The sequence below is a fragment of the Methylobacterium sp. Leaf456 genome, from assembly GCF_001425465.1.
Lineage (GTDB): Bacteria > Pseudomonadota > Alphaproteobacteria > Rhizobiales > Beijerinckiaceae > Methylobacterium.
Genome location: NZ_LMQV01000002.1, coordinates 32,401 through 50,100, shown reverse-complemented (window position 1 = coordinate 50,100; position 17,700 = coordinate 32,401). Strand labels below are relative to the sequence as shown.

The following is a 17,700-nucleotide window of genomic DNA, read 5'->3' as shown; positions in this document are numbered from 1 at the left end:
ACGATGCGTCGCTCCCGGCGACCCACGGAAGGGACGGAGCCGGACCAACATATGTTTTGGCAATGCGCGCGGGGCGATTTGGTTTCATTTTGTCGCGTCGTCTTGTCGCCGCCGCGGCGGCGCCCAAGCCGTCGCAGGGAGCGGACGGCGCCCTTGACCCGGCCCCGGCGCAGCCTCTGTAGGGACGGCGGCCGCCTTTCCGCGCCAGCTTGAGGAGCCTTGTCGCCGTGACGGTCCCGGTCCCGCCTTCCCCCCTCCCCGCCCTGCCGCCGCGCTTCGAGGTGGCGGTGGTCGGCGCCGGGGCGGTGGGGCTCGCCGCCGCCCTGGCGCTCGCCCGTGACGGCGTGGCGACCGCCCTCGTCGGGCGCCACGCGCCGGTCGCCGACGGGCGCACCGTGGCGCTGCTCGACGGCTCGGTGCGGCTGCTCACCGCGCTCGGCGCCTGGAGCGAGATCGCCCCGCATGCGGCGCCGCTCGCCGAGATGCATCTCGTCGATGACACCGGCAGCCTGTTCCGCCCGCCGCCCGCCCGGTTCTCGGCGGGCGAGATCGGACTCGAGGCGTTCGGCTGGAACGTCGAGAGCGCCCGCTTGGTCGAGACCCTGCGGCGGCAGGCGCGCGCCACTCCCGGCCTGACCTTGTTCGAGGCGGATTCCGCCGGGATGCAGCGCACCGAGGGCGCGGCGATCCTCACCCTGGCGGATGGGCGGAGCCTGGCGGCGCAGCTCGTCGTCGGCGCCGACGGAGGCCGCTCGCCCCTGCGGCAGGCGGCGGGCTTGCGCACCCGCGAATGGTCGTACCCGCAAGGAGCGCTGACGACGCTGCTCGCCCACGCGCGGCCCCACCGCGACGTCTCCACCGAGTTCCACACCCGCAACGGGCCCTTCACCCTGGTGCCGCTGCCGGGCGGGCACCGCTCCAGCCTCGTCTGGGTCACGGGCGAGCGGGCGGCCAAGCGCCTGTCCGCCCTCGACGATGCCGCGCTCGGGGCGGCGGTGGAGCATCAGGCTCGCTCGATGCTCGGCGCGATGCGGATCGACGGGCCGCGCGGCCTCGTGCCGATGCGGGGGCTGTCGGTGGCAAGCCCGGTGGCCGAGCGCCTCGCGCTGATCGGAGAGGCCGCCCACGTCTTCCCGCCGATCGGGGCGCAAGGGCTCAATCTCGGCCTGCGCGACGCCGCCTCGATCCGCGACGCGGTGCTGTCCGCCCGCGAATCCGGGCGCGATCCGGGGACGCCCGTCGCGCTCGCGGGCTTCGCCCGCAACCGTGGCCTCGACGCCCGGTTGCGCGGGACGGCGGTGGACTGGCTCAACCGCTCGCTGCTGACCGACCTCGTGCCGGTCGACGCCCTGCGGGGCTTGGGCCTCGTCGTCCTCTCCTCGATCGCCCCGTTGCGCCGCCTCGTCATGCGCGAGGGCGTGCAGCCGCGGCTCGGAGCGCCGCGGTTGATGCGCTGAGTTCCCCTCTCCCCGCCCAAAGTCGGGCCTGCCCGACTTTGGTTCCTGCTTGCAGATCCTGGGCAAGCCCAGGATCTGTCGGGGAGAGGCCTGCATGGACCCTGTCGTCCATGCAGGAAGCGCAGGCGAAGCCGGAGCGTGGGTGAGGGGGTATCTCAGGATAGGACACATCCGGATGCGCCCCCTCACCTTCGGCTGCCGCCTCGCTTCATGCCCCGACGAGGGGGCATGAAGCCCTCTCCCCGCGTGCGGGGAGAGGGGATGCACGCGGCCGTTCTGTCAGTGCTGCAAGTCGCTCAAGTCAAAAAAGAATCACAAAAACTCGCCGTACAGGTCCACCGTCTCGAACCCCCGTTCCGCCAACCGCTCGGCCAACACCCTCCGGTGGCAGCGGGCAGGGTCGCGCTCGAAGCAGAGCAGGCAGGTGGGGGCGCGGGCGGCGAGTTCCGCGAGGGCGTCGAGGGCGAGCCCGCCGTCGGCGGTGTCCAGCACCTCCTCGCAGTAGATTTTCCGCATGAGCCCGGCGTCGTGCGCGCGGGCGGCTTCGCGGCCGGATTTCGGGGTGCCGAGCGAGCGGAAATGCTCGTAGCCGAGATCCGCCTCCGCCAAGCCGGCCTTCAGCGCGCCTTTCGAAAAGCCGCGCTTGCGCGAGTTCGCCACCGCCCGCACGTCGGCGAGCACGCCGACCCCCGCCTCCTTCAGCGCGGCGTGCAGACGCTCCGGCGCCAAGCCTTCGTATCCGATGGTGAACAGAGTGTTGCGCATGGGGCACTCGCGCGAAATCCGAGGCGGATGAGGGAATTAGCACGGGAGCCTGCGCCGCCGGAGGCGGCCTAGGCCGGCCTATGTGCCCGGTTTGCAACGGCTTCCGGAAATCCGCCGCAATGCTGGCAAAGCTCTGTTAACCGCCCGCGGGGCATCGAATACCCATTGATTTCGCACGCGGGAAGTGGCGGTCCATCGATGTCGCAGGACACCGGGTATACCTCTCGACGCCCTGCGGCCCCGCGCGCTTGGCTGAAGCGGGGGCTCGCCGCCGCCCTTCTGTCCGGGCTCGCGGCCTGCGCCTCGCAGAGCGACTTCTACCCCACCAAGGGCGACGTGAAGCCCCATCCGGGGGTGGCGAAGGCCAAGAACCACCCGATCCAGGGCATCGACATCTCGAAGTGGCAGGGCCCGATCGACTGGGCCTCGGTGAAGGGCGCGGGCACGCAGTTCGCCTTCATCAAGGCGACCGAGGGCGGCGACCACGTCGATGAGCGCTTCCGCGAGAACTGGGACGGGGCGGGCCGGGCCGGCGTGCCGCGGGGTGCCTACCACTTCGTGTTCTGGTGCCGCTCGGCGGAGGACCAGATGGCGTGGTTCAAGCGCAACGTGCCGAACGATCCGACCGCCCTGCCCCCGGTGCTCGACGTGGAGTGGAACGGCCACTCAGCCAAGTGCCCGAAGAAGCTGCCCAAGGCTCAGGCGCTGGCGATGACGCGCTACATGCTCGAGGAGATGGAGCGCTACACCGGCAAGCGGCCGATCATCTACACCGACATCACCTTCCACAAGGACGTGCTGGAGGACGAGCTGCCCGATTACCCGCACTGGGTCCGCTCGACCGCGGCCGAGCCGGAGCAGCGCTACGCCAACCGCAAGTGGATGCTGTGGCAGTTCACCTCGACCGGCCGGGTGCCCGGCGTGCGCGGCGACGTGGACCGCAACGCCTTCTACGGCAGCCCGAAGGAATGGGCCTCGTTCCTCGCCACCGATTGCGACCCGCGCGACCATCGCAGTCTCGCCCCGCAGGGGCTGTGCAGCGCCAAATAGCAGCGCCGCGTGGCGGCGGTACGTCAGGCCAGGAGTCGGGGGATGGGCGCGGTGGCGGATAACGTATGTTATCGCCCCATCGGCGCTTGATCTGTCGAGTATGAGGAAGAGCGATTCTGTACGGGTTTTTCGCTGTCGGGCGATTTTAGCGTCTACTTGTAGACAGACGTCGCGGCGGGGCTCGCGCTAGGAGCGCCGCACCATCCGACGGATACCGAGCGACCCCATGCCTTCGGCCCTGGAGCGCTGCTTCGAAGGCAACCTCCTCCTCAAGTCCCTGCGGTCCGAGGACCGCGCGCTGCTGCTGCCGCATCTGGAGCGGATCGAGTACGCGCGCGGCGCGACGCTGTTCGCCGCGGGCCGCGAGGTCGACTTCATCAGCTTCCCCCTCGACCAGACGGTGGTGACGCTGCTGATCTCGATGATCGACGGACGCAGCGCCGAGACCGCCACGATCGGCCGCGAGGGGGCGGTCGGCGGCGTCGTCAGCAACGGCGGCCTGCCGGCCTCGACGCACGCCACGATCCAGATCGGCGGCCCGGTGCTGCGGATGGACTCGGTGCGGCTCCAAGAGGCCAAGCGCCGCTCGGAGAGCTTGCGCAACCTGTTCACCCGCTACTCCGACTGCCTGCTGGCGCAGGTGCTCCAGTCGGTCGCCTGCAACGCCCTGCACCCGATCGAGGAGCGCTGCCTGCGCTGGCTCCTGACCCTGCAGGACCGGCTGGAGAGCGACGTGCTGCCGATCACCCAGGAATCGCTGGCCGCGATGCTGGGGGTGCAGCGCACCTACCTGACCCGCATCCTGCGGATGCTGCAGCAGCAGGGGCTGATCGAGGTCGGGCGCGGGCGCATCACCATCGTGGACCGGGCCGAGACCGAGGCGGTGGCCTGCGAGTGCCACGCTTGCGTCAAACGTCATTTCGAGACGGTGCTGGGGGCGGTCTATGGTCCAAATGGTCGCCTTGTCGCGATCGATCCGCCGACCTAAAGCGCTCTCTCACGGGATGGTGCGGCCGGTTCGCCTGCGGCACTGTCTTCGATGGGGCCGAGCCGCCGAGCCCGCGGGGACGGGATGCAAGGGGCGACACGACGCCATGACCGACAGCCAACCCGTCCGTGCCGATGAGCCGACCGTCTGACGCCGCCGCGGCGGGGATCGCGACCGGGGTCGCCGAGCGGCGCGCCGCGCTCGCCCGCTACGGCATCCTCGACACACACCCCGAGCAGGATTTCGACGACGCGGTCGCGCTCGCCGCGCAGCTCTGCGCCGCGCCCACCGCCCTCGTCAGCCTCGTTACCGAGGACCGGCAATGGTTCAAGGCGCGGCTCGGGTTCAGCGAATCCGAGACCGGGCTCGACCGCTCGGTCTGCTCGCACACCTTGGGCCTGACCGATGTCCTCGTCATCCCCGACCTGACCGCGGACGACCGCACCCGCCTGAATCCGCTGGTCACGGCGGCGCGGGGAATGCGCTTCTACGCGGGCGCCCCGCTGATCACGCCGGAGGGCGTCGCCATCGGCGCCCTGTGCGTGCTCGACACCGTACCCCGGCCCGAGGGCCTGAGCCCGGCGCAAGCGGCGGGGCTCGCGGCGCTCGCCCGCTCGGTGATGACCAAGTTCGAGCTGCGCCGGGCGGCCCTGTCCCGCCGGGCGGAGATCGCCGCGCTCGCCGAGAGCGAATTGCGCCTGCGGCTCGCCGTGGAGGCGACCGGCATCGGCACCTTCGATTACGATCTCACGTCCGGCCTCCTGCGCTGGGACGGGCGCACCCGCGCCCTGTTCGGCGTCGGCCCGGACGAGCCGGTCAGCTACGAGGGCACGTTCCTGCCCCGCCTCCACCCGGAAGACCGGGCGCGGACCGACGCCGCGGTGCGGGCCGCCCTCGATCCCGACGGCCCCGGCCGGTTCGATTGCGAGTACCGCACGGTTGGCGACGACGGCAGCCTGCTCCATCGGCTGGCCGCCCGCGGCGCCCTGGTGCGCGAGGGCGCCGACACGCTCCGCTTCGTCGGCACGGTGCGCGACGTGACCGCCGAGCGCGCGGCGCAGGGCGCGCTCGGCGCCACCGAGGAGCGGCTGCGGCTGGCGACGCGGGCCACCAACGACGCGATCTGGGACTGGGACCTCGTCACCGACCACGTGCTGTGGAACGAGGCGCTGGAGGCGGCCTATGGCTGGGCCCCCGAGGCCGTCGAACCCACCGGCGGCTGGTGGCTGGCGTGCATCCATCCGGACGACCGGGCGCGGGTCGAGGACGACATTCGGGCCGTGATCGACGGCGGCGGCGACGACTGGCGCCACGAATACCGCTTCCGCCGGGCCGACGGCTCCTATGCCGAGGTGTTCGACCGCGGCTCGATGGTGCGCGACGCGCGCGGGGCGCCGCTGCGGATGATCGGCGCCATGCTGGATCTCACCGAGCGCAACCGCGTCTCGGGCCAGCTCCGCGCCGTGTTCGAGGGCGCCAATGTCGGCATCGTCCAGATCGACCCGCGCACGCTGGTCGCCCTGGAGGTCAACGCCAAGCTCTGCGCGATCTGGGGCGCGGAGGAATCCGACATCCTCGGCCACTCGGTGGCGAAGTGGACGCCGCCGGAGGACACGGCCGAGCGCGACCGCCTGCACCGCCGGCTGGCGGCGGGCGAGATCATGCGCGAGACCTTGGAGAAGCGCTACCGCCGCAAGGACGGGCGCCTGATCTGGGGCCGGGTCAACCTCGTCTCGCAGGTGATCGGCGACGCGCTGCTGACCACCGCGATGATCGAGGACATCACCGAGGAGAAGCGGGTCGAGGCGCGCCAGCGGGCGCTCATCGAACTCGGCGACCGCCTGCGCGACGCCTCCGACGCCGCCGCGGTCTCGAGCGTTGCCGCCGAGATTCTCGGCCGGACGCTCGGCCTGTCGCGGGCCGGCTACGGCGCCATCGATCTCGGCGGAGGCCGCTTCCGGATCGAGCGCGACCGGACCGACGGGACGATGGCGAGCCTCGCCGGAACCCATCCGCTCGACCTGTTCGCCGCGACGGTGGCGCGCCTGCGCCGGGGCGAGGTTCTGGTGATTTCCGACATCGCCGCCGATCCGGGCCTGGCCCCGGACGGGGGGAGCTACGCCGCGCACCGCATCCGCGCCCAGATCAAGGTGCCGCTGCTGCGCCGGGGCGAGCTCGTCGGCCTGCTGTTCGCCCATGCCGACGCGCCCCGCGCGTGGGAGCCGGCGGAAGTCGGCTTCGTGCGCGAGGTGGCCGACCGGGTCTGGGCGGCGCTCGGCCGGCTCCAGGCCGAGGAGCAGCAGCGCGTGCTCAACCGCGAGCTGAGCCACCGCCTCAAGAACACCCTGACCATGGCCCAGGCCATCGCCTCGCAGACCCTGCGCAACGTCACCGATGTCGGTTCGGTCAAGGAGGCGCTGGTCGCCCGTCTCGTGGCGCTCGGCAAGGCGCACGACATCCTGCTCTCGGGGGAGGGCGACGAGGGTGCCGGGCTGGAGGCGGTGCTGGCCGGCGCGCTCGCGATCCACGACGACGGCGAGACCGACCGCATCCGCCTGTCGGGGCCGCCGATCGAGGTCGGCCCGAAGGCCGCGCTCTCGCTCTCGCTGATGATCCACGAACTCGCCACCAACGCCGCCAAGTACGGCGCGTTCTCGGTGCCCGGCGGGCGCGTCGGCGTGGAATGGACGATCGAGGGGACCGGTCCCGACGCCCTGGTCCGGATGGTCTGGACCGAGCGCGGCGGCCCGCCGGTCAAGGTACCGACGCGAAAGGGGTTCGGCTCGCGCCTGATCGAGCGCGGCCTCTCCGGTGCCGTCGGCGGCGAGACGCGGACCGATTACGCGCCCGACGGCGTGGTCTGCCGCATCACCGCCCCGCTCGGGGGACTCTTGGAGAAGGAGTAGATTCTTCCCATCGAAAGCCGTGCCCGACCCCGTTGGGTCGGGCACGGCTTTCGATCCTTCTTTGCCGCGCATTCTTTCGACGAACCGGTGTCCACTTCGTCGGAATGCGCTCCGGCAGGGGTGGGGCGGCATTTTTGCGCGGGAACGGGAGCAACGAACCGCGGTCTCGCCGTTTGTCGGAGGGACCCGGCCCGAGGAGACCCGATGGACGAGCCCGCCTCCCCTGCCCGCGACGGCGCGCGCCCGCTCGCCCTGGTCGTCGAGGGCGACGCGATCCAGCGGATCGGGACGGCGGATTGCGTGGCCGAGGCCGGCTTCGAGGTGATCGAGGCCTGGAACGGGGCGACGGCGTTCCGCCAGATCGAGCGCCATCCCGAACTCCGCCTCGTCGTCATCGACGCCGACCTGCCCGACCCGGACGGGCGCTTCGCCCTGATCCACGCCATCGCCCGCCTGCGGCCCGGGCTGACCCTGATGGCGGTCTCCGCCGGCCCGGCCCCGGAGCCGGGCGCCCTGCCCTGCGACGCGCGCTTCTCATCGAAGCCCCTCGGCGCGGTGCTGGCGCGGCAGGTGCGGGCGGGGTTGGGAGAACCGCTCACGTGACCGGACCGGTGTCGTCGGCGCAGTGGCAGCCGCTCCTGGCCGAAGACATGGCGCGGGTCGATGCCATCGCCGCCCTGGTCCATGCCGGGCTGCCGGAGCGGCAAGCGGTACTGGCGCAGAAGCGCGACCTCGCGCCCGCGACCTGCCTGAAGCTCGTGCTCGCCGAAACAATCGTCGGATACGGACTCGCGCATCCGTGGATGCTGGGCGATGTCCCGCCCCTCGACGCGTTCCTGACCACGCTGCCGCCGTCGCCGGACTGCCTCTACGTCCACGACGTCGCGATTCTGCCCCAGGTGCGCGGCCGGCAAGCCGCCGCCCGATACGTCGCGATCCTCGCGGCGCAGGCGCGCACGCTCGGGATCGCGCATCTCGCCTGCGTCTCCGTCTACGGCACCGTCGGGCTGTGGTCGGCGCTCGGCTTCGAGGCGCAGGACGATCCGGGCTTACGGGCAAAGCTGTCGAGCTACGGCGACAGCGCCCGGTACATGACGGCGAGAATTTGAGGGCGGGCCAAAGTCGCTTGTCCCACCCATTCCCCTCATCCTGAGGTGCTGCGCAGCAGCCTCGAAGGAGCGCTCCAGGGACCGCGCGAACTGGAGCCCTCCTTCGAGGCTCCGCTGCGCTCCGCACCTCAGGATGAGGGAATTGGCTGGAACGGAGCGGTGGCGACGAAGTCCCGAAAATCACTCCGCCGGCACCGCCTGACCCTCTGCCTTGCCCTTCGCATCCCCCCGCAGCCGCTCGGCGGCGATGTAGAAGACAGGCGTCACGAACAGGGTCAGGATGGTGGCAACCACGAGGCCGCCGATCACCACCGTGCCCATCGAGAGCCGGGCGTTGGCCCCTGCCCCGCTGGCGATGGCCAGCGGCACTGCGCCGAGGATGAAGGCGAAGGAGGTCATCAGGATCGGGCGCATGCGCATCCGCGTGGCGTGCTTGGCGGCTGCCAGAGCGTCCTCGCCCCTGCCCCGCAACTCCTCGGCGAAGGAGACGAGCAGGATCGAGTTCTTGGCCGCAAGGCCCACGAGCAGGAGCAGCCCGATCTGCCCGAACACGTCGAGCGGCATGTCGCGCAAGGCGAGGAATCCGACCGCGCCGAAGATGGCGAGCGGGGTCGCCAGCAGGATCACGAGCGGCAGACGCACCGATTCGTACTGCCCGGCGAGGAAGCAGAAGATCATGAACACGCCGAGCCCGAAGATCAGCGGCGCGAAGCTGCCGGCGATCTTTTCCTGATAGGCCACCTCGGTCCACTCGATCGAGAAGTTGCGCGGCAGCTCGGAGGAGAGGCGCTCGACCTCTTCGAGGATGGTGCCGGAGGAGGAGGTCGGCTCGATGGTGATCGCCACCTCGATCGCCGGATAGGTGTTGTAGGACAGGACCGCGGTCGGCCCGGTGGTGAACTTCGCCTGGACCAGCGAGCCGAGGCGCACCGGCTGGCCTTCGGCGTTCAGCACGGTCAGGGCTTCGAGATCCTGGAACACGCGCCGGCCCGAGGCCTCGCTCTGGACGTAGACCTGATAGACGAAGCCGAAGCGGTTGAAGAGGTTGACGAAACTGGAGCCCACATAGGTGCCGAGCGCCTCGAACAGGCGCGAGAGCGGCACGCCGAGCTGCTCGGCCTTGGCCCGGTCGATGTCGAGGCGGATCTGCGGCACGCCCCATTCGGTGGTCGGCGTCGCCCCGCTGACGCCGGGCAGCGCCTTGATCTTCTCGATGAATTCATTGGCGGTTTTCGCGAGCCCGAGGCCGCCGTTGCCCGAGCGGTCCTGGATTTCGAGCGTCAGGCCGCCGCGGCTGCCCAGCCCCGGCAGCGGCGAGGGGTTGGCGATCCTCACCTGCCCGTCGGGATCGTGCTTGAACCGCTCCTCCATGTCGCGGATCAGGTCGTTGACGGTGGTCGTGCGCTCGTCCCAGGGCTTCATGACCGGGATGTTGAAGCCGTAGAACGGGGCCACCGTGTCGGCGAGGAACGAGCGGCCGGACACGCCGATGGTGTGGTCGACGTCGTCGCGGGCCCTCAACACCTCGCCGAAGCGGGTGTTCATCGCCTCGGTGCGTTGGACCGAGGCGCCGAGCGGCATCGCCACCTCGGCATAGAGATAACCCTGGTCCTCCTCCGGCACGAAGCCGGTGGGGCGCTGCATCAAGAGCAGCACGGTGGCGCCGGCGAACAGCGCGAACACGACGAGCGTCAGCACGACCCGGCGCGACAGGAAGACGATCGCGGCGACGACGAAGCCCGCCGCCCGTTCGAGCGCGGTGTTGAACCAGTCGAGCGGGCGCTGCCACCACGGGCGGCGGTAGCCGTGCTCGTGCGGGCGCAGCAGCAGGCCGCAGAGCGCCGGGGTGAGCGTCAGCGAGACGACCGCCGAGATCAGCACCGAGATCGCGATGGTGAGCGCGAACTGGTTGTAGAGCTGCCCCGTCAGCCCCGGAATGAAGGCCACCGGCACGAAGAGTGCTGCGAGCACCAGCGTCGTGGCGATGACCGGTCCGCCGACCTCGTTGACGGCGGCGCGCGCCGCGGGTTTCGGCTCCTCGCCCTCCGCCATCAGCCGCTCGGTGTTCTCGACGACGATGATGGCGTCGTCCACCACCAGCCCCACCGCCAGCACGAGGCCGAGCAGGCTCAAGGTGTTGAACGAGAAGCCGAGGAGCGCCATCGGCCCGAACGTGCCGATCAGCGCCACCGGCACGGCGATGGTCGGGATCAGCGTCGCGCGCCAGTTCTGGAGGAACAGGTAGGTCACGACGGTGACGATCAGGATCGCCTCGACCAGCGTGCGCACCACCTCGTAGATCGCCTCCTTGACGAACTCGGTGGAATCGAGCGCGATCTTGTAGTGCAGCCCTGGGGGAAACCTTTTGGCGAGGTCCGCCATGGTCTCGCGCGTCCCGTTCATCACCTCGACGGCGTTGGCGTCGGGGTTCTGGAAGATGCCCAGCGTCGCCGCCTGCTTACCGTCGAAGTTCGAGGTGACGCCGTATTGCTCCGAGCCGAGTTCGACCCGCGCGACGTCGGCGATGCGCACCACCGAGCCGTCGGCATTGGCCCGCAGCACGATGTTGGCGAACTCCTCCGGCTTGACCAGCCGGCCCTTGGTGACGAGCTGCAGCTCGAACGGCGTGGCGCGGTCCATCGGCAGCTTGCCGAGCGAGCCGGTGGTCACCTGCGCGTTCTGCGCCTGGATCGCCTGGAGCACCGTCTCGGTCGCCAGGCCCAGCGCTTCCATCTTGGCCGGGTCGAGCCAGACCCGCATGGCGTAGCGCATGTTCGAGAAGTTGAGGATGCGGCCCATGCCGGTGACGCGGCGCAGCGGCTTGATCACCTGCGTCTCGGCGTAGTTGGCGAGAAACAGCTCGTCGAAGCCGGTGCCCTCGTCGGCGTAGAGCACGACGTTGCCGAGCCGCTGGCGCGAGGACTTCTGGATTTCCAGGCCTTGGTCGCGCACCGCCTGCGGCAGCTTGGCCTCGGCGCGGCTTGACCGGGTCAGCACTTCGGCGGCGGCCGCATCGAGGTTCGAGCCGACCTCGAAGGTGGCGTCGACCGAGACGCTGCCGTCGGCCGAGGAGGTCGATTGGATGTAGATCAGGCTCGGCGCGCCGTTGATTTCCTGTTCCAGCGGGATCGCGATCGACTCGTAGGCCTGCTGGGCGGAGGCGCCGGGATAGGTCGCCTGGATGTTGACGACGGGGGGCGCGATCTCAGGGTATTGCGCGATCGGGAGGGTCAGCCCGGCGACAATGCCGATCGTCGTGATGATGATCGAGATGACGCTCGCGAGGATCGGCCGGTCGACGAACGTGGCGAACATGGGCCGGGGCCGTCTCCGGGATTTTTTGGGTGAGGCGGCCGAGGGGCCATGAAGAGTCCGCTTGCAACGTCTTGGGCTTACGCGTGTTCCCCCACCTGCCATGCCGCCGGGACCGGCGGCGGGCTTTCGGAGGGGTCCTACGTGCGCTCAGGCGTCGGTTTCGTCATCGCCGGCATCGTCATCGGGGCGATGGGCATCGCGGGCGGCGCGTGGTGGGGGATGGGCCATCCGATCCCCGGCTTCCTCGCCCACCACCTGCGGGTGGAGCCGCGCGCCAAGGCCAAGGACAAGGGGGAGCCGGCGCTCGCCGTGAAGGTGGTGCCCGCCGCGCAGGCCGAAGTGCCGGTCGCCTTCGAGTATACCGGCACGATCCTCTCGCCCCGCGACGCCGAGTTGCAGACGCGGGTGACCGGCATCGTGGTGGAGCGCGCCTTCGAGCCCGGCGGCCACGTGAAGAAGGGGCAGGTGCTGTTCCGCATCGATCCGCGCCCCTTCGAGGTGGCGCTGCAATCGGCCACCGCGATGCGCGACCAAGCGAAGGCGGCGGTCGACTTCGCCCAGGCCGAGGTGAACCGCACCGAGCAGCTCGCCGACAAGGGCTTCGCCACCGAGCAGCGCGCCCAGCAGAACCAGTCGAACCTCGCGACCGCCATCGCCAAGCTCAACGAGGCGGAAGCGGCCATCGCCCGCCAGCGGCTCAACCTCGACTACGCGGTGATCCGCGCGCCGATCGACGGGCGCTCCTCGCTGTCGCTCGTCAACATCGGCGACATGGTGATCGAGAACCAGACCAAGCTCGTCTCGGTGGTGCAGGTGAACCCGATCGACGTGCAGATGGCGCTCTCCTCCGAGGACGCCGAGGCCGTGCGGGTGGCGGTCCACGATAAGCGGGCCAAGGTCCAGCTCCTCGACGTACGGCGCGAGCCGGAGCGCGAGGCCACGATCTACCGCCTCGACAACCGCTTCGATCCCCGCACCGGCCGCCGCCTGATCCAGGCGTGGCTCGACAATGCCGACGAGCGCTACCTGCCCGGTCGCTTCGTGCGCGCCCGCATCGAGGTCGGCCGCCAGCAGCGGCTGTTGGTGCCGACGATCGCGCTCTCGGCCCAGCTCGACCAGCAGGTGGTCTGGACCGTGGACGACAAGAACACGGTCCACATGACCGCGATCGAGGTCGGCGATGCCTACGGCGATGCCACCGCGGTGCTGAAAGGCCTCAAGCCCGGCACCAGGGTGGTGATCGATCATCTCCAGAGCCTGCGCCAGAACCTCAAGGTCGAGCCGCAGGCGGCCGAGCCGGTGAAGGCCGCCGACAACACCCCCGCCTCCGGCGAGGCGCGGCACTGAGCGATGTCAGAGCATCAGCCCGAAAGGTGGGAACCGGCTTTCGGAAAAAGCTGATGCGGCACAACAGCCCGGAGCATCGGGCCGGATACGGTCATCCGGCACGATGCTCCGGGCGGGACCACGGCCCGGCTCTTGCTGCACGGCGCGTGTGCAGGCGCACGGGTTCGGGCGGCGGCAACGGCGTTGAAGCGAAGATGCGAGCGAGACGGAGACGATGACGCTTCTTACCATGCCGGCCGTGCAGGCCCTCGTGTTCGTGGCGGGCTGCGCCCTGATCCACGCCGCCCGCGCCCACGCCGCGGCGCTCGCCCGCGTGCTGACCGAGGCGGCGCTCCTGCTCGCCGTGCTCCTGCTCGTCAGCGCCGCCATCAACTCGGCGGTCGAGGCCACCCTCGGCGGCAGCGGCCCCTACGACGCGATCGTGGCGCTCGACGCGCCCTGACCGGGGATTTCGCTCACACCACGAAGAAGTCGTCGTGGGTGATCGCCGCCTTGTTGTCGAGGACGGCGAACTTCACCGCCGCCGCTCGCCCTGAGCCGTCGGCGTCGTAGAACAGGGAGCCGTCCCGGCTGTCGTAGAGGATGTGGTCGTCGGCATCGACCTTCCCCTTGGCGATGTCCTTGAACTCGCCGGCCTTGATCTCGCCCGGCGCCAGGGCCGAAAAAATGCTCTTCGAGAGGCGGATCGCGTCCACCGTCGAGAAGTCGGTGATCCGATCGACGTTGCCCGCGCCCAGCACCGTCGAGAACACGAAGGTGTCGGCCCCCTTGCCGCCGGTCAGCACGTCGGCGCCGAGGCCGCCGTCGAGGACGTTGACCCCGACATTGCCGACCAGCGTCTGGCCGAACGCGTTGCCGGTGAGGGCGACGGAGCCGGCCTTGCCGGTCAGGCGCAGGCTCTCGATCTCTTGGCCCTCCCGGAGCGCGTAGCCGACCGAGGCCAGCACCGTGTCCGTCCCACCCCCGACCGCCTCGATCACGATGTCCCGGGCGTTGTCCACGAGATAGGTGTCGTTGCCGGCCCCGCCCCGCATCTCGTCGTTGCCGGCCCCGCCCCGCATCTCGTCGATGCCGGCCCCGCCGTCGAGCACGTTGTTGCCGGCATTGCCGATGAGCTTGTTGGTGAATTCGTTGCCGGTGAGCGAAAGCGCGGCCTTGCCGTTGGCGTCGGCCGTCTGCAGCACCTCGATCTGTTGGCCGGCGGCGAGCCGGTAGCTGACCGTGGTCACCACCGTGTCGCGGCCCCCGCCGGCCGCCTCGATCACCCGGTCGGCGGCGTGATCGACGAAGTAGACGTCGTTGCCCGCGCCGCCTTCCATGAGGTCGGCGCCGCCCTTGCCGTCGAGGACATTGGCCGTGCCGTTGCCGATCAGGTGGTTCGAGAGGGCGTTGCCGGTGGCGTTGATCGCCTTGGTGCCTACGAGCGTCAGCCGCTCGACGTTGTCCGAGAGAGTGTAGGAGACCGACGCGACGACGCTGTCGTATCCCTGGTTGCGGCCCTCCACGACCACGTCGCGGGCATTGTCGACGATGTAGGTGTCGTTGCCGAGGCCGCCGGCCATCGTGTCGGCGCCGAGGCCGCCGTCGAGGACGTTGTCGCCGGCATTGCCGGTGAGATGGTTGGCGAGCCGGTTGCCGGTGAGGTCGGCGTGGCTCGTCCCGAGCAGGCGGGCGCTCTGGACGATGTCGGAGGGCAGGACCATCGACACGAACGAGAAGGTCGCGACCGGCAGGCCCGCCGGCGCCTTCGTCGCCGCCTTGCCGAGATCGACGGTGTGGCGCACCGACGGATCGTCGGTGCGGTCGTAGACGAGGCCGCCGAGCTTCGACCGGTCCGCGGTGCCGAAATAGTCGTTCTGCGAGGTCACCCGTCCGTCGTTCGTCAGCGCGATGGCGATGGCCTGCGAGTCGAGGAAGGCGTTGCCGGTCGAGACCGGGCCGCGCAGCGCGCCGCTGCCGAGGACCGACAGGGCGGCCCCCGGCCCGCCCGGATGATACGTCCCGTCGTAGGAGAAGGTGCGGTCGAAGACGTTCTGGCCGATCGTGACGGCGCCGTACTCGCTGCCGTCGGCCGTGCGGGCCTCAATCCCGCCGCTGTCGAGGAACAGGTTTCGGCTGATCGTCGTGTCGCCGCCGCGGGGGTAATAGGCGTTGATCGCGGCGTACATGTTGCTGACGACGGAGTTGGTCAGGCTCAGCGAGCCGTAGCCCACGCCGCTGACGCTGCCCGCGTCGAGCTGCGCGTAGTCGATCACCGTCCTGCCGTTGATGCCGGCGTCGTTGCTCGTCACGAAGTGGGTGTCGCCGAAGAAGATCGGCGCGGCCGCCGTGCCCTTGGCCGACAGCGTGCCGTAGGTCGCGATGCTGTAACCGTTGCCCTCGATCCGGGCGCCGGGCGCGATCGTCAGGGTCACGCCCGCGGCGATCTGGACGTCATCCGTCAGCGTCCGCGCCCCCGGCCCCCATACCGTGTCTTTCCGGATGACGATCATGCAATCCCTCGGAAGCCTGTTTCTCCCGAGCATCGTCCCGAAAGGTTGTTGCCGCCTTTCGAAAAGGACGATGCGGGGCAGGAACCGAGAGAATCGTCCCGGATCCGAGATCCCGGACGATTCTCCAGGCGCCCTGCCCCGGCCGGCTTTCGCCTACGCGATCAGGATGTCGGCGTGGGTGAGCGCCGCCTTGTTGTCGAGCACGGCGAACTTCACCGCCGCCGCCTTGCCCGAACCGTCGGTGTCGTAGAACAGGGAGCCGTCCCGGCTGTCGTAGAGGATGTGGTCGTCGGCATCGACCTTACCCTTCGCGACGTCCTTGAATTCCTCGGCCTTGAGTTCGCCCGGCGCCAGGGCCGAAAAAATGCTCTTCGAGAGGCGGATCGTGTCCACCGCCGAGAAGTCGGTGATCCGATCGACGTTGCCCGCGCCGAGCGCCGTCGCGAACACGAAGGTGTCGGCGCCCTTGCCGCCGGTCAGCACGTCGGCGCCGAGGCCGCCGTCGAGGACGTTGACCCCGACATTGCCGACCAGCGTCTGGCCGAACGCGTTGCCGACGAGATTGACGGAGCCGGCCTTGCTAGTCAGGCGCAAGTTCTCGATTTCCTGTCCGGCCCGGAGCGCGTAGCTGACGAACGACAGGACCGTGTCCGTCCCGCCCCCGACCGCCTCGACCACCACGTCCCGGGCGTGATCGACGACATAGGTGTCGTTGCCGGCTCCGCCCCGCATCTCGTCGATGCCGGCCCCACCGTCGAGGACGTTGTCGCCGGCATTGCCGATGAGCTTGTTGCTGAACTCGTTGCCAGTGAGTTTGAGGGCCGCCTTGCCGTTGGCGTCGGCCGTTTGCAGGATTTCGATCTGCTGCTCGGCGGCGAGCCGGTAGCTCACCGTGGTGACGACCGTGTCGCGGCCCTCGCCGATCGCTTCGATGACGCGGTCGGAAGCATGATCGACGAAGTAGACGTCGTTGCCGGCACCGCCTTCCATCACGTCGGCGCCGCCCTTGCCGTCGAGTGCGTTGGCCGCGCCGTTGCCGACGAGGTGGTTCGCCAACGCGTTGCCCGTCGCGTTGATCGCCTTGGTGCCCGAGAGCATCAGCCGCTCGACGTTGGCCGCGAGGGTGTAGGACACGGACGTGACGACGCTGTCATAGCCCTTGTTGCGGCTCTCCAGGACCACGTCGCGGGCGTTGTCGACGATGTAGGTGTCGTTGCCGAGGCCGCCGATCATCGTGTCGGCGCCGAGGCCACCGTCGATGATGTTGTCGCCGCTGTTGCCGGTGAGCTTGTTGTTGAGCTTGTTGCCCGTCAGGTTTGCGCTGTACGTTCCGAATAATTGTGCGTCAATAATGATTTCTCGTGGCAGGGAGATTGAGACGAAAGAGAGCATTGTGGTTTTAATGTTGGTCGATGGGCTCGACAATGGCCTTTTTACGTCTGCAAAATTCTCGACCGAAAGGTCGTCATTTCTGTCGTATATGTAGTCTGATATTTTGGCGCCTTCGCGTAGCTTGAAATAATCGCCTTGCGAGGAAATTCGGCCATATTTTTGCAGATCAATGGCATAAAGTTCTGTGTCTAGGAACGCATTTCCGATAGACTGCACATTCCTTGAGTCGCTGCCGTTGTAAGTGGTCAAGGCGATGCCTTCATATCCCGGCGAATGTTGGCCATCGTAGGAATAATACCGGTCAAAAATGTTGCCACTCACCGTTAATGAGCCGTAATCTCCGTAATCGAGAGTTCCAGCGTCAATAGCGCCACTGTCAATGAAAACATTGTTGCTTATAATAGTATTTCCGCCTTCGGGATAGTATGCATCAATTCTATCATGAACATTTGATATAGTAGAGTTTTTCAAGTCAAGGGATCCATAGCCAATCCCATCATATCTGCCGCCGTTTATTTGTGCAAAATCTATCTCTATTCTTCCGTAAAGATTATAGTTGTCATTCATCTCAATGACTGTTTCGTTGAAAAATATCGGATTTGCCGACGTGCCTTTGGCGCTCAGCTTTCCAAAAGCAGTAATACTATGTCCATTTCCTTCGACTTGCGTGCCGGGCTGAATTGTGAGGGTTACGCCAGGAGCGATTTGAACGTCATCGGTAAGGTTCTTGAGGCCCGGCCCCCATACGGTGTCCTTGCGGATGATAATCATTTCCAGCCCCGAAGCGATGCGTGTCCAGGCGCTCTTCGGCGCAGCACTCCGGTGTCTTTGACTTGTGGTTGCGTCAAGGCGGCGGCGGTATGGGGCACGCTATGTCGG

Annotated in this window: 12 protein-coding genes; 8 read left to right on the top strand and 4 right to left on the bottom strand. The window is 68.8% G+C overall.

Features of this window, described 5'->3' with window-relative positions:
- Positions 1–227: 227 nt before the first annotated feature.
- Positions 228–1,457 carry an FAD-dependent monooxygenase gene (locus ASG52_RS02350; protein WP_056238509.1) on the top strand — a complete coding sequence of 410 codons (1,230 nt, stop codon included), beginning with the start codon at positions 228–230 and terminating at the stop codon, positions 1,455–1,457.
- Between the two features lie 312 nt (positions 1,458–1,769).
- Here ASG52_RS02350 and ASG52_RS02345 read toward each other — a convergent pair whose 3' ends face one another.
- The gene (locus tag ASG52_RS02345; protein WP_056238505.1) at positions 1,770–2,222 is read right to left on the bottom strand and encodes a DUF488 domain-containing protein; all 453 of its coding nucleotides are present in this window, start codon (positions 2,220–2,222) and stop codon (positions 1,770–1,772) included.
- Positions 2,223–2,420: 198 nt separating this feature from the next.
- Here ASG52_RS02345 and ASG52_RS02340 point away from each other — a divergent pair, with 198 nt between their 5' ends.
- The 5 genes from ASG52_RS02340 to ASG52_RS02320 all read left to right on the top strand — a co-directional run bounded on the left by ASG52_RS02340 (position 2,421) and on the right by ASG52_RS02320 (position 8,275).
- Positions 2,421–3,272, top strand: coding sequence for a glycoside hydrolase family 25 protein (locus tag ASG52_RS02340; protein ID WP_056238503.1), 852 nt, complete (start codon positions 2,421–2,423; stop codon positions 3,270–3,272).
- Positions 3,273–3,498: 226 nt separating this feature from the next.
- Positions 3,499–4,260, top strand: a complete 762-nt coding sequence (locus tag ASG52_RS02335) for a Crp/Fnr family transcriptional regulator (RefSeq protein ID WP_056238501.1) — start codon at positions 3,499–3,501, stop codon at positions 4,258–4,260.
- Between the two features lie 134 nt (positions 4,261–4,394).
- On the top strand, positions 4,395–7,166 hold the full coding sequence (locus ASG52_RS02330; protein ID WP_056238498.1) for a PAS domain S-box protein: 2,772 nt from the start codon (positions 4,395–4,397) through the stop codon (positions 7,164–7,166).
- A gap of 204 nt (positions 7,167–7,370) precedes the next feature.
- Entirely contained in the window at positions 7,371–7,769 is a 399-nt protein-coding gene (locus tag ASG52_RS02325; protein ID WP_056238495.1) for a response regulator, read from the top strand.
- Positions 7,766–8,275, top strand: a complete 510-nt coding sequence (locus tag ASG52_RS02320; RefSeq protein WP_286158913.1) for a GNAT family N-acetyltransferase — start codon at positions 7,766–7,768, stop codon at positions 8,273–8,275. The genes ASG52_RS02325 and ASG52_RS02320 overlap by 4 nt, the downstream gene beginning before the upstream one ends.
- 180 nt (positions 8,276–8,455) lie before the next feature.
- On the opposite strand, the gene ASG52_RS02315 is transcribed toward ASG52_RS02320, so the two are convergent.
- Entirely contained in the window at positions 8,456–11,590 is a 3,135-nt protein-coding gene (locus tag ASG52_RS02315) for an efflux RND transporter permease subunit (RefSeq protein ID WP_056238492.1), read from the bottom strand.
- 141 nt (positions 11,591–11,731) lie between these two features.
- Here ASG52_RS02315 and ASG52_RS02310 point away from each other — a divergent pair, with 141 nt between their 5' ends.
- Together ASG52_RS02310 and ASG52_RS02305 are read left to right on the top strand one after the other, a co-directional pair.
- Positions 11,732–12,937: an efflux RND transporter periplasmic adaptor subunit gene (locus tag ASG52_RS02310; protein ID WP_056238489.1), complete on the top strand. Its 1,206-nt coding sequence runs from the start codon at positions 11,732–11,734 to the stop codon at positions 12,935–12,937.
- A 214-nt stretch (positions 12,938–13,151) separates the two neighbouring features.
- Positions 13,152–13,379, top strand: coding sequence for a hypothetical protein (locus tag ASG52_RS02305; RefSeq protein ID WP_056238487.1), 228 nt, complete (start codon positions 13,152–13,154; stop codon positions 13,377–13,379).
- 13 nt (positions 13,380–13,392) lie between these two features.
- On the opposite strand, the gene ASG52_RS02300 is transcribed toward ASG52_RS02305, so the two are convergent.
- Positions 13,393–15,429 (bottom strand): calcium-binding protein, encoded by a 2,037-nt coding sequence (locus ASG52_RS02300; protein WP_056238483.1) that lies wholly within the window; start codon positions 15,427–15,429, stop codon positions 13,393–13,395.
- A gap of 153 nt (positions 15,430–15,582) precedes the next feature.
- The gene (locus tag ASG52_RS26835; RefSeq protein ID WP_156383758.1) at positions 15,583–17,592 is read right to left on the bottom strand and encodes a calcium-binding protein; all 2,010 of its coding nucleotides are present in this window, start codon (positions 17,590–17,592) and stop codon (positions 15,583–15,585) included.
- Between the last annotated feature and the right edge of the window lie 108 nt (positions 17,593–17,700).

What these genes read in the sequence shown, in the direction of transcription:
- ASG52_RS26835 (WP_156383758.1), bottom strand. Translation starts at nt 17,592, where the DNA reads ATGATTATCATCCGCAAGGACACCGTATGGGGGCCGGGCCTCAAGAAC.
- ASG52_RS02345 (WP_056238505.1), bottom strand. Translation starts at nt 2,222, where the DNA reads ATGCGCAACACTCTGTTCACCATCGGATACGAAGGCTTGGCGCCGGAG.
- ASG52_RS02330 (WP_056238498.1), top strand. Translation starts at nt 4,395, where the DNA reads ATGAGCCGACCGTCTGACGCCGCCGCGGCGGGGATCGCGACCGGGGTC.
- ASG52_RS02325 (WP_056238495.1), top strand. Translation starts at nt 7,371, where the DNA reads ATGGACGAGCCCGCCTCCCCTGCCCGCGACGGCGCGCGCCCGCTCGCC.
- ASG52_RS02300 (WP_056238483.1), bottom strand. Translation starts at nt 15,429, where the DNA reads ATGATCGTCATCCGGAAAGACACGGTATGGGGGCCGGGGGCGCGGACG.
- ASG52_RS02340 (WP_056238503.1), top strand. Translation starts at nt 2,421, where the DNA reads ATGTCGCAGGACACCGGGTATACCTCTCGACGCCCTGCGGCCCCGCGC.
- ASG52_RS02305 (WP_056238487.1), top strand. Translation starts at nt 13,152, where the DNA reads ATGACGCTTCTTACCATGCCGGCCGTGCAGGCCCTCGTGTTCGTGGCG.
- ASG52_RS02335 (WP_056238501.1), top strand. Translation starts at nt 3,499, where the DNA reads ATGCCTTCGGCCCTGGAGCGCTGCTTCGAAGGCAACCTCCTCCTCAAG.
- ASG52_RS02315 (WP_056238492.1), bottom strand. Translation starts at nt 11,590, where the DNA reads ATGTTCGCCACGTTCGTCGACCGGCCGATCCTCGCGAGCGTCATCTCG.